The sequence below is a fragment of the Actinotignum saccati genome, assembly GCF_051265055.1.
Taxonomy (GTDB): domain Bacteria; phylum Actinomycetota; class Actinomycetes; order Actinomycetales; family Actinomycetaceae; genus Actinotignum.
Genome location: NZ_JBOZCC010000006.1, coordinates 30513 through 42817, shown reverse-complemented (window position 1 = coordinate 42817; position 12305 = coordinate 30513). Strand labels below are relative to the sequence as shown.

Annotated in this window: 8 protein-coding genes; 7 read left to right on the top strand and 1 reads right to left on the bottom strand. The window is 59.0% G+C overall.

What is annotated here, in order from left to right:
• The first annotated feature begins 6 nt into the window (after positions 1-6).
• The 5 genes from ACRQEC_RS06215 to ACRQEC_RS06195 all read left to right on the top strand — a co-directional run bounded on the left by ACRQEC_RS06215 (position 7) and on the right by ACRQEC_RS06195 (position 9158).
• Complete coding sequence (locus tag ACRQEC_RS06215) at positions 7-1038, top strand: C40 family peptidase (RefSeq protein WP_284890238.1); 1032 nt, start codon at positions 7-9, stop codon at positions 1036-1038.
• Positions 1038-1592: a hypothetical protein gene (locus ACRQEC_RS06210; protein ID WP_284890237.1), complete on the top strand. Its 555-nt coding sequence runs from the start codon at positions 1038-1040 to the stop codon at positions 1590-1592. Before ACRQEC_RS06215 ends, ACRQEC_RS06210 begins: the two co-directional genes overlap by 1 nt.
• 75 nt (positions 1593-1667) lie before the next feature.
• Positions 1668-2057 carry a hypothetical protein gene (locus ACRQEC_RS06205; RefSeq protein ID WP_284890236.1) on the top strand — a complete coding sequence of 130 codons (390 nt, stop codon included), beginning with the start codon at positions 1668-1670 and terminating at the stop codon, positions 2055-2057.
• Positions 2058-2247: 190 nt separating this feature from the next.
• A complete protein-coding gene (locus tag ACRQEC_RS06200) occupies positions 2248-2901 on the top strand; it encodes a hypothetical protein (protein ID WP_284890235.1) in 654 nt (217 codons plus the stop codon).
• Between the two features lie 206 nt (positions 2902-3107).
• Positions 3108-9158 (top strand): helicase-like domain-containing protein, encoded by a 6051-nt coding sequence (locus tag ACRQEC_RS06195; RefSeq protein ID WP_435734862.1) that lies wholly within the window; start codon positions 3108-3110, stop codon positions 9156-9158.
• Between the two features lie 77 nt (positions 9159-9235).
• Here the strand turns inward: ACRQEC_RS06195 and ACRQEC_RS06190 are convergent, their stop codons facing one another.
• On the bottom strand, positions 9236-9580 hold the full coding sequence (locus ACRQEC_RS06190) for a hypothetical protein (RefSeq protein ID WP_284890233.1): 345 nt from the start codon (positions 9578-9580) through the stop codon (positions 9236-9238).
• 419 nt (positions 9581-9999) lie between these two features.
• On the opposite strand from ACRQEC_RS06190, the gene ACRQEC_RS06185 reads away from it, so the two are divergent.
• Entirely contained in the window at positions 10000-10404 is a 405-nt protein-coding gene (locus ACRQEC_RS06185; RefSeq protein ID WP_284890297.1) for a MobC family plasmid mobilization relaxosome protein, read from the top strand.
• Complete coding sequence (locus ACRQEC_RS06180; protein WP_284890232.1) at positions 10401-12287, top strand: relaxase/mobilization nuclease domain-containing protein; 1887 nt, start codon at positions 10401-10403, stop codon at positions 12285-12287. The genes ACRQEC_RS06185 and ACRQEC_RS06180 overlap by 4 nt, the downstream gene beginning before the upstream one ends.
• Positions 12288-12305 lie beyond the last annotated feature (18 nt).

The following is a 12305-nucleotide window of genomic DNA, read 5'->3' as shown; positions in this document are numbered from 1 at the left end:
TTCTCCGTGAAAAGTACTATCTATATAGGCGCAGCCGCACTGCTCGCGTTGCTTGCCCCGCTCATGATCATCCTCCTCGGCGGCGACAACAAAGGCAGCGCGAGCCTTACTGGCGCTGCGAGTAATATCCCACCCGAATACGCAGGCATCATTGCGCGGGCCGGCGGGATTTGCGAAGGCATCACCCCGGCTTTGCTTGCGGCGCAGATTGAGGCTGAATCAAACTGGAACCCCACCGCAGTATCGAGCGCGGGTGCGCTTGGTATCGCACAATTCATGCCAACCACCTGGGCCACTGCTGGTAAAGACGGCGACGGAGACGGAGTCGCTGATGTCAACAACCCACAAGATGCCATCTGGAGCCAAGGCCATTACATGTGTGATCTCCTCGCCAGCACGAAGAACTTTGTCGAAGGCGGGCAGGTGAAAGGTGATCCCGTTGACCTCGCCTTAGCCGCATACAACGCCGGAATCGGCGCCGTCCAATCTTTTGGGGGTATCCCGCCCTACCCGGAAACCATGGCCTATGTGGAGAAAATCAAGAATCTAGCGGCGACCCGCTACGCACCCACCGCTGCGGGTGGCTCGAATAATGCGGTTGTTGCTTGGGCTATCTCCCAACGCGGCAAACCCTATAGGGGTGAGGGTCGCGGGGCGTGCGGGAGCATGGGACCCGACTGTTTCGACTGCTGCGGCCTTGTCTGGTCAGCGTTTAAGAACGGGCGCGGTATTGATTTGCCCATGTCTATTCCTGGTGAGACGCCGGCCCGGCGTAAATGCGAAAACGCACTCTATAGCGCAACTCAATTCGGTGGCACTTATGTGCCAGCCGACGCCGCACACCTCCAGCCCGGCGATATTCTCGCGTTCCAGTCAACAAGCGTCGACCCGAACGTCGACTACATCACCCACGTCGCGCTCTACATCGGTAATGGCGAATATATTGACGCAGCCCCCGGATATGGTGTGAACACCTACCCGCTCGGGTGGGGAGACAGCGCTGACAAGATGTTCCCGCAAGCACTAAGGATCCCATAATGACAACACAAAACAGAACCATCGGCGCAATAACTGCGCTCGTGCTTGTAGTGGCCGCTGGCTGCCAAGCCCCTGAACCCGAAACAAAGCCGACCATGCCTGTTCCGGCGTCGCCGGTACTAGAGGTGCCACGCTGCCTCACAAACGCCCCGCGAACCAATGAGTCGGATGTGGAAAGCGTCGCCGACACCGTCGCGCTCTTACTTTCATGCCAAGACTCGCGCACGGATGCCAGCCCGCTTGATGCTTATAAGCGAGCAAGCCGCTACCTTGTCGAGTCTCTCCAGCCTGGCGAGGAGGCGCAGGTGCGTGGGGGAGCAGCCTGGGAAACCCTCAAAACCAACGACGCATACACAAGCGTTGCCGTCGAGCCACTGTGGGGGCAAGCCCCACCAGCCACCGCCGCTGATGTCGCTTATGCCGACCGTCAAGTAACCATTACCCCGACTAGCGAGAATGGCTGGACGGGAACACCGGAGACAGCTTTCTACAACTTCACTCTCACGAAAGAAGATGGAACTTGGCGAGTAAGCAACATTGCGACCGCCAAGTAGCAGGTTAGGGACAACCGCGCAAGTCCATTGTAGTATAGTATCACAACCAGCCTTGGGGAGAAGGGAAAAAGAAAAATGAGCCAACCAACCAACACCTACCCGCCACTACCGCCAGACCTGACATACGGGTACCCAACCTACGACGCCGGTGTCTACATGCCAGAGCCGGCCCGCCCGAAAAGCCGGCTTGTCCGGGTGTTTTCGTGGATTCGTCGCCACTACCGCACCTTTTTCCTTATTACCGGAATAGTGTTTGCAATCATGGCCCCGTTCTCCATGCCTGACAAGTACGGGTCGAGCTGGGGATGGTACTTCGTGTTCTTCTTCCTTGTATTCGGCTACCAGATTTACGTGCACGGCATCTTCTTCGGGATTTTGAAGGGGATTATGTGGACCATCCTGTTTCCGATATTGATCATCTTGATGTTTACGCCACTCATCGCGGCCGCGGCCCGCAACCCCTAAAACGAAAAAAGCCGGTGTGCTTTGCACACGCACTAACTAGTGACCCCAAAAAACAATTCCCGGTCCATGCCCGGGAGGATGGAGACACTAGCAATGGTGCGACGCACAAAAATCTCGAGCGGGCAAGAAGCCCTCTTCGACCTCACCTTCTACCTCAACACAACCACTACTCCTCAAGGAGAAAACAACGATGAGCAAGGAAACCCGCCAACAACTGGAAGCGAACATCAACGAAGCGACGCTGGAGACACAGAACGCGCTCGAGCAAGCACTCCTAGCGGCCTACCCACCAGCCAGCGAGAACTGGACCGATCAGGTAGCGGCACGTCAGACCGCAGCGGCGACGGCGCGGATGGAAGCAGCATACGAAGCAGCCGCGATCATGGACGAGTACGAAGCCGAGGAATCCTTGGAGATTTGGAAGAATCAGGACCTTCCCGAACCGCTTCCGACAATCCTCGCCTCGGAGTGGATGACCGAGTGGTGGGACATGTCGGACTGGGTGCTGCGCGGGGATCAGCTGGAGGACCCGGAAGCGATAGCCGAGATGAGGGCCGAGATGATCGAGCAGGCCGAGAACCGGGTGGAAGAAATGTCTTGGGATTGGGTGATGCGATTCATCTCCGAGACGGGCGGGGACAAATCACCGAGCCTGACGGTGGCCGACTTCAAGGAAGCTTTCAAGAGCCAGGATTCGATGCTGGATATCGACCCGTACGTCCTTACGTGGGAGAAAGTGGAGGAAGCGATGATCGGGCTAGCGCCAGCGAGCCTGGACCCGAAACGGGGGGACAACGCACGCTGGGCGATCGAGCTGAAAGAAGCCGGCCGGCTTATGGGCTAACCACCCAAGTCAGCCCTCGTGGCGAGAAAGCCCGTATCGAGGCGAACCTCGCCGCACTGCGCCTCCTCACCCAGCTAGGTGACCGCACCCCGAGTAGCTCCGAGCAGGAGGTGTTGGCGCGGTTTTCTGGGTGGGGAGGCCTTTCCGCGCTTTTCGACACTCGCACCGACACCTACAAACACGAACGCGAGACTTTGCAGTCTCTCGTGGATGAGGCAGCTTATAAGCAGGCGTTACAGTCCACGGCGAATGCCCACTACACCCAGCCCACTATCGCCCGCCTCCTTTGGCAGTCCCTCCAGTCGTTAGGGTTGGCGGAAGGCGCGCGGGTGGTGGAACCCGGCTGTGGCGTCGGTATGTTCATCGGCACCGCACCAGCAGCGGTGCGGATGGTGGGTGTTGAGATCGACCCGACCCCTGCCGCTATCGCCGCCAGGCTCTACCCCAACGCCGACATACGAGCGCAGTCTTATACAGATACGGACCTCGACGAAGACGGCTATTTTGACGCGGCTATCGGGAACGTGCCGTTTGGTAATTACCGCCCGTATGACCCGGTCTATAACCCGGGCAATCACACCATCCACAACTACTTCATCAGTAAAGCGCTAGCGCAGGTGCGGCCTGGCGGCATTGTCGCGGTGCTTACCTCGCGCTACACGATGGATGCGAAGAATCCGGGGATCCGGCGCGAACTCTACGCTAGAGCCGACCTCGTGGGTGCTATTCGTTTGCCGGCCGGCACACATGAGGCGATGGCCGGGACCGATGTCATCTCCGACATCCTGATTTTCCGGCGTCGCGAGAAAAACGACGAACCGCGGCCGTTTGACTGGGAATACACCCACCCACTCAAGACCGGCGAGGGCGAGTTCCCGGTGAATGAATACTTCCACACCCACCCGGGGCGCGTGCTCGGGGAGTGGGAAGAAACCACCAACCAATACGGCGCAGCTCTGAGCGTGGCCAGCAATCTAGATACGCTGGAGGGCCAGCTTGCCACCACCCTCGCCGCGATCACCTCCCAAGCGAGGGAGGCCGGTCTCATCTTCACCCCACGCCAAGAAAGCTATGAGGGTGAAGTAGCGCTGCGTCCAGTCGATCAGGAAAAACTCGGACGCATTACCAAGACCGAGGCCGGGTTCGAGCGCTACACCGCGAATGGCAATACGCCGGTGAAGATTGCGAAAAACGCGGCCGAACAGCTCACTGCGTTGCTTGATTTGCGTGACCAAGTGCGGGCGTTGGTGGAGTTTGAGTCCCAAACCCAGGAAAACCCGCCCACGCTCAACGCGGCCCGCACCCGCCTCAAAGCCACTTATGAGGATTATGTGGCCAAGTATGGTCCACTCAACTCACAGAAAGAGCGTTGGTATACGGATAGGAAAACCGGGGAGGAAAAACTTTCCTGGGTGGATCTCCCGGCGGTGCGTGTCTTCCGTTCCGACCCCGATGCCGCCTTGACGATGGCTATCGAGATTTTCGATAAAGACACCCGCACGGCTCGGCCGGCTGGGATCCTTGAGCGGCGCCAAATCGGCATCACCTTCAAACCTCTAGGTGCCGACACTATTGAGGATGCGCTGGCGATCTGTATGGTTGAGAAAGGCCGCGTCGATACCGAATACATTAGCTACCTCACCGGCCAAACTAGCGAGGAAGTCGCGGCGGGCTTGCGCGAGCATACCTTCTTCGACCCAGAAACCAACGAGTTTGTCGAGCGCAGTGCTTATCTGTCGGGGAATATCCACGCCAAGTTGGTGGCCGCCCAAGACGCGCTCGAAACAGATTCCCGCATGAGCGAGAATGTCGCGGCTCTCAAAGCCGTTATGCCTGAACCGCTCTCGCTCTCCGATATTGAGATTAGCCCGGGTGTGCCGTGGATCAGCGTAGGCGACCATCACGATTTTTACTCTCAAGTGGTGATGGGCTGGCATCAACAACGCGTCGGGCAAGTTGGCTATAACCCGATTACCGGTGCTTGGAAAGCTGTCCAGGATGGCTACCAGCCTTCCGCAAAAGCCCGCCGCACATGGAACACGGAACGCCGTAGCGGCACGGAAATTTTTGCGGCCCTCCTCAATCACAGCCCTATCACGGTCAAGTCAAAAACCATTGACGGTGAAGAATACATTGACAGGGCAGAGACCGCGGCCGTCGCCCAGAAAATGGAAGAAATGGCCACCGCGTTCACCGAATGGGTCTGGGCAGACGGCGAACGCGCCGCACGGCTCGAGGCCCGCTACAACGAAATGTTTAACGGATTCGTTCCCCGTGACTACACAGGAGCTGGCGAGAAGCTCACTCTTCCGGGCCTCGCGAAAGACATCGTCCCGTATTCGCATCAGCGCTCGGGCGTGGCACGCATGATCTACCAGGAAGCGGTCGGTCTGTTCCATCAGGTCGGGGCAGGCAAGACAAAAACCATGATTATGGGGGCGATGGAACTCAAACGCCTCGGTCTCATCCATAAGCCTGTGATTACCGTGCCGGCGAACGTCTTGTTCCAGTTTGCCTCGGAGTTTCAGCAAACCTATCCCGCGGCGCGTGTGCTGACCGCTACCCCGGATGATCTAACGAAAGCGGGGCGGCGTGAGTTTGTTGCGAAAGTCGCCACCAACGACTGGGACGCGGTCGTGATGACTCATGAGCAATTCAAGGCCCTGGGGTGCTCAAATAAAACCCAAGCAGAATACATTGAGGCGCGTATAGGGGAGCTGGAAGACGCGATTAAGGCTAGTGATTCTTCCTCCACGATTCAAGATATGACCAACCAAATGAGATCGCTGGAAGGTGCCTTGAAAAAGGCGCTTGATCACCCCACCGACCCCGGTATCTCGTTTGAGGAAACCGGCATCGACTACATTATCGCTGATGAGGCCCACCGCTATAAAAACCTCCAGATCATCACGAAACTGGAGGGTGTTGGCGCGGGCAAAGGCAATGAATATACGGCCGACTTGGACATGAAACTCCACTATTTACGCTCGAAGAATCCGGGTGGGAGGATTTGCACGCTCGCCACCGCCACCCCCATCTCTAACAGCCTCGCGGAGGCCCATACGATGATGCGATACCTAGCGCCCAGCGTGCTCAAAGAGGCCGGTATTGAGCCGTTCGATGCTTTCGCCGCCACTTTCACCCGCTCGGAACGCAAAGCCGAGATTTCGCCCTCGGGGGGATTCCGCATGCGTACTCGCATCTCCCGCTTCCACAATTTGCCCGAATTCTTGAGCTTGTGGGGGATCGCCGCCGACGTCAAAACATCGGCCGAACTCTCACTCAACATTCCCTTGCTTGCACCGAACGCGGATGGTGAGCGTGCCCCGCAAATCGTCTCCATCGACGGCGGAGAACACATGCGGGCGTTCATGGACGATATCGCGAGGCGTGCGGACAGGATCGCCGCCGGCAGTAGCGGCAACGACAACATGCTCGCCTTGAGTACTGATGGGCGGCTTGGCGCGCTCGACCTGAGGCTGCGCGGCCGCACGCCCATCGACCACCCCGTCAGTGAAGTCGCCGCACGTAACATCTACCGGATCTGGGAAGAAAACAAAGACAACCGCTACAGCGGCATCGACGGCGCCGAATCCGCTATCCCGGGTGCTCTCCAGCTGGTCTTCTGCGACTACGACACACCCAAAGACACCTGGAATACTTACGACGCGCTGCGCCAAGAACTCTATGAGCTGGGCCTGCCGGAAGGCTCAGTCCGGTTCATCCACGAAGCGAAAAACAATCCCGAAAAAGAAGAACTGTTCCGGGACTGCCGCGAGGGCCGGGTTGCGGTTTTGATCGGCTCCACCCAGAAAATGGGGACCGGAACAAACGTCCAAAAACGCTGCATCGCAACCCACCATCTTGACGTGCCATGGCGGCCCACCGACATCACCCAAAGAGACGGCCGCATGGTCAGGCAAGGCAACGAAAACCCAGAAGTCTACAACTACCGATACGTGGTGACGGGTTCCTTCTCCGCTTATATGTGGCAGACAAACGAACGTAAAGCTAGGTCGATCGCACAGATCATGACCAACAAGACGGGCACGCGCTCTGTCGAGGATGTCTCGCCGGAAGAAATGGAGGCCGGGCGTGCGAAAGCCATCGCCACCGGCAACCCTTTGCTTCTCGAGAAATGCGAAGTCGACGCAACCCTGCAAAAATATCGAGCCTTGCATTCGTCTTGGCAGAGGACTCGTAACCGGGCCATCGACGACACCCGCACCCTCGACCTGCGCATTCGGGCGAGCGAGAAAACCATCGCCACCCTGGAGGACCTCCAAAGCTACATCCGTGATACGAGCGGCGATAAATTCTCGGTCAGGATTGAGCGGGGTGTGTTTACGGAGCGGGCCGCGGCAGCCCAAGCCCTCTCCCGAGCCGTATCCGCTCGCATCTCCCCCTACATCATCGAGAACGTACGCCGCACCGGCGGCACCTACTCGGTGCCTCAGGGCGTGAGAATCGAACTCGGTGGGATCGAGCTTGATGTCGCCCGCGTTGAGGCCGACAGCCGGATGGGCGTCGTCTCCGATGTCTCTATCATCTTCACACCTGTGGACCTGAAAGATGTGCGGTATGGGCCAAGGGCCGGTATTCCGCTCTCTATTTTGCAGCGCGGCCAATCGGGTCTTATCCAACGCCTCGAGAATCTTGTGGCGTCTTTGCCGCAGCGTCTTGATGAAGAAAAAGAAAACCTCGCGTTCTTGCGTGAAGAAGCCCAAAGCGCACGAGAACTCTCTACCAAAGAATTCCCACACGAGGCAGAGTATGCGGCCGTGCGTACCCGGTCGAAAGAAATCACTCTCGCCCTCGAAGACCAAGGAGATGCCAAAGCCCACCGCGAGCAAGAAGCACGGTTCAGGGAAGGCATTAAATATGAGGAGCACGAGGGATTCTTCGAGGGGCTAGCTACCTGGCCGCGTATTCCCCTCCCACCTAAACCAACCCCGATAGATGCCATCGACAACTGGGAGGCGCTCCCCACGGTCGCACGCTACGAGTCACGCGAATACACCTGGGAGGTGCTCGGAATTGTTGCCGGCAACCAAAACGGCCAAGCCCTCACACGCCTAACAAGCAACGCGCAAACACACCTGTTTGTAGCAGACCTGCTTGAGCTGGAAGCCATGGCCGACCCCCTCACCCACGCACCGGGCACGGTGGCGCAGCCACTCGTCCACCGCACCCCACTCACGCCACCAGAAGACGCAGAGCGCGGCGAGCACAGTGCGGTAGATGAACGCGCCGAGAACGAGGAACGCGATACCGGCGATGACGCTGCGGTATCTGGAGAGAGCACTACACCGGCAGTAGGAACCGGCACTGCTGACGTCGCTACGCATACAGGCGAAGAACAATCCGTGGATGTTATGCGTCCGAGCATCCCTACTCTCTACGACGGCATCGAGCGCACGGCTCTCACCGAGGCCGCACCCGGCGTGTTCATCGCCAAGTATGGAGAGCAGGTCGTCACATTCCTCGACGAAGCCCGCAATCAGCAAGTTGGTGTCCCGTATCAAAGACTCTTCCCCGAACCTGGCGAACCCGCCTTGTATGCCTACCCAGACCTGGATATTGCGCAGACTGGCAACCTTGCAGGGAGCGGGCAAGTCGCCCGCGCGTTACTCCTCGACTCACGCCAAGACGCCGCCTATCTCGACGAGTATGCGCCCGGGTGGCGCGCTGACGTCGACGAGCCAGATGTACCTGATGTGCGCGATCTTGATACCGCAGACACCGATGACGTCAGTAGCGAGGAGAGCGTGAACGTGCGGTATGTTCCACCTATCTACAAAGGAGAAACACCCGAGCGCGTGGAGGTGCTTGCCCCGGGTATTGAAACCGCAACCTATGAGAGCGCGGGAACGATAGTGTTCCTTGATCCCGAGGTTGATGCGCTCCTGCCCAGCCGTTATCGCGCGTCCTTGTTTGCGTATCCCGGATCCGAAACAAGCGCGGCTTACCGCGAAGACCGACCACGCGAAGCACACCTACGCGGGGCAGCGCAACTGGTGCGCGCGCTCTTCCTTGGCAGTAGGGAAGACGCACGTTACTGCCACCAAGTTGACCCGACGTGGAACGACGACGCGAGCGAGGTACGTGCACAATACAGAGCGTATTGTGCAGCGAACTACGAACGCCAAGCGGCCGCGCCGATCTTCACTGCGGTGAGCCGAGCGGTAAACGCAGCACGCACAGCTGGCGCACGTGGAGCGAGCGATCCACGCGAGCACAGTGACGCACTCATGTAACAAACTGCGATGCCGAAACACGCGGCGGGCGAGACCTCCACATGATCAGGTCTCGCCCGCCTTGCATGCGTCACGAACTACATTGCGCCGTCTTGTTCGTTGCTCGTTTGCTCCACGTTGTGTGCATCTACGCTCGGGCTAGGTGTACGTTTGGTGCGCGGCTTTTTACGCGCTTGAGTCGGCGCAGTTAGTCCGTAATTTTTCAGTTCGCGCTCACTCCACCCAGCCTTAAGCGCCACCGTCCACGCACCCCGATACTCACCCTCAAGCGCGCGCAAGCGCGCCGCTATTTCTTGCAAGTGCACACCGGCTTCGAGTCGTTTGGTGAAGCGTTCTTGTTCGGCCGCGCGCAACGCCTCCACCTCTTTACTCGCGCATCCAGCGCTGCCAGTCGTCGCGTTAGTGTCCATGTTTTCGTCCACGAAAATTCTCCTTACATCACTGCGCCGCTCTTTTTTGCGGTGCTACTAACTAGGGGGCTTTGCACGCACACGACCCCGACAAGAAACTTGGCAACAATTCGCACTGCCCACGCCACCCGGCACCCTTGCACACGCAATACACCACCCACCCAACCACACCCCAACCACACCCCAGCGGCCCCGCAGGCGCGCGCCCAAGGCGCGCGCAAATCGGAGCGCCCGGCCGCTACGCGGCCACCCGCCCCGGCCGACCCGCTCAGCGCTGCGCGTAACCTCCACGACACGCGTGTCGTGGAGCAAGCTAAAGATTCATGTGCACGAATCAGCTTGACCGGCTATACTAGCCGTAAGGGGCCGCCCGTGTTTGCGCGCGCTGTGCGCGCGGACCGCGGCCTATTTGCGGGAAAGGCGGTGGCGTGATGGCGAGCAGCGCGGAGTCGGTGCGCACGCCGATCACGTACGCCTCAACAGCTCCCAAAGATGACCCGCGCAGGTCTTTTCATTTGAAGCTTCGCGCCTCCCAGTATGAGGAACTCAAGATGAAAGCGGCAGGCGCGCGCGTCTCGATGTCGGACTATTTGGTGCGCTTCGGACTGGGTAAAAAAGTTGAGCAAGTGAGTGCCGGAGAGATACGCGAAGTACTCGCCGAGCTACGCAAACTGCGCCGGCAAATCCAAGGCGAAGCCACGAACGTCAACCAGATCGCACACTGGGCAAACAGCGAACAAGCCTTCCCTGCGGAGGCGCGTGAAGTTGCTGCGCAGCTACGATCCCAAGTCAACGCGATCAACTTACTTCGTATTAGGTTGGTGGAGCTTTTATGATCCCAAACATCATGCGCGGCGGCGACGTCGCCGGCCTAGTGCGTTACTTGTTTGGACCGGGGCGCGCGAACGAACACACTAACCAACACATCATTTCCGGCAGCGAAGACATCGCCGCCGAGTGGGCATACGGCGGGCGCGTGCTCGAGCAAGACGAAAAAAGAATCGTCGCGAAACTCCTCGACCAAAACAGGCTCGAACACGGCACTCAAATCCTCGGGGAAGTCACCCGCTGGGACTATAACGAAGAGCGGGCTATCCCGGTGTCGAAAGAAAAAACACCCGCACACGTCTGGCATTGCAGCTTGTCTTTGCATCCGGATGAAGAACCTTTGAGCGACGAAACATGGGGCGATATTGCGCGTGATTTTGTGGAGGGAATGGAATTCGACAACCGAGCAAACAATCCAAAGTCGCCGTGCCAGTGGATAGCTGTGCGCCACGGATTCACCAAGAATGGCGGCGACCATATCCATATCGCGCTCGTGCTCGTGCGTGAAGATGGCACCAAAGCAAACACGTGGTTGGACTACAAACGCTCGCAGGAAGTCTGCACCGTACTCGAGGAAAAATACGGGCTAGCGGTCCTCGAGTCACGCAAACATAACTACGCCAGCCGCGGCTATAAGAATGAGGACAATAAGGAGTTGCGTCTCGATTTAGAGACAGCGATGCGACTGGCCGCCGGGGCAGCTTCTACCGAAGCTGAATACCTCGAAGAACTCCTCCGTCACGGCATACAGTTCCGGCCCCGATATGCGAAAGGCCAAGGTGTCGTCGCCTACACCGTCACCAAACAAGAACCCGGTAAACGTGCTATCTGGATTGGCGGAGGACGTGTGGCCCGCGACCTCACCCTCACCCGCCTACGCACCCAGTGGAACGACACCCTAGAGGAGCGTCGCAAAGCAGCCGACCTCTGGAACCCGCTCAAAGACCCGGCACCGCATACGCCCGCGCAAGCACGCAATCTTGAAGAAAAAATCCGAGACATCGCCGGCAGCGTCGCCAGTGAGAGCGACTTCGCCACCCGGTTGCGTGCATCGGGCCTGCTCGTATCCGCACACCTCAACGACGAAGCAAGTGAAGCAATCTCGTATTCGGTGGCCGCTAAACCCGAACCCGGACACAAACCCACCTGGTACTCTTCAAGCCGTATGTCGGCCGACGTCGCTTTGTCGGTGTTGCGCGAGACGTGGTGGGACAACCCGCTTACGCGATCAAGCGCGGTAGCGATATGGAAACCCGCCTCCCGCACACGTGACAATGATGAGGCACAGGTATGGAGTGAGTTCGGAAAAGCACTCACCCAAACCATTACAGACATCGAGCACACAGACACCAGCGATTGCCTGGCGGTGGCCGATACATGCGGGCGTGCATCCGCCATCTTCGCCGGCCTCGCAAACGCCTACGGCCCAGAACACGGCCGCGCCTTCGCCCGTGCATCCCAAGTCCTAGGCCGGCGCGCCCAAACCAAACACACACCCGCGCCGCGCCGCTACCCGCCCGCGTTTACCAGCGGGCTACGCGCACTCAGTGCTATAAGTCGGCCGCGCAGCCGCGCTGCATGGGTCAGCAACCAAGTCATGGACTCAATGGAACGTATCGTCGTGGGTATTAACCGGCTTCAGGCGGCCCACGGCGAACTCACGCTTGCCCGCCGCACGCTAAAAGAAACCAAGACCGCTCTCGCAACACTTGCCGTGCCTGAACCACGCACCGACGCCGGCGGTCGACTGCCAGGAGTGGAATACAATCCGGTGGACTGGAGCCAATATAACGGCTCAGCGCGCCCCAACATCCAGTTCGATGACGGGCGAGGTCGCGGACGCGATAAACCCGAGCAGGGCAGCACCCCGAGTGTCGGGCATGGCCTGTGACGCCGTAGGACGGCGAGC

Coding starts and splice junctions, on each gene's coding strand:
- ACRQEC_RS06210 (WP_284890237.1), top strand. CDS start 1,038: ATGACAACACAAAACAGAACCATCGGCGCAATAACTGCGCTCGTGCTT.
- ACRQEC_RS06205 (WP_284890236.1), top strand. CDS start 1,668: ATGAGCCAACCAACCAACACCTACCCGCCACTACCGCCAGACCTGACA.
- ACRQEC_RS06200 (WP_284890235.1), top strand. CDS start 2,248: ATGAGCAAGGAAACCCGCCAACAACTGGAAGCGAACATCAACGAAGCG.
- ACRQEC_RS06185 (WP_284890297.1), top strand. CDS start 10,000: ATGGCGAGCAGCGCGGAGTCGGTGCGCACGCCGATCACGTACGCCTCA.
- ACRQEC_RS06180 (WP_284890232.1), top strand. CDS start 10,401: ATGATCCCAAACATCATGCGCGGCGGCGACGTCGCCGGCCTAGTGCGT.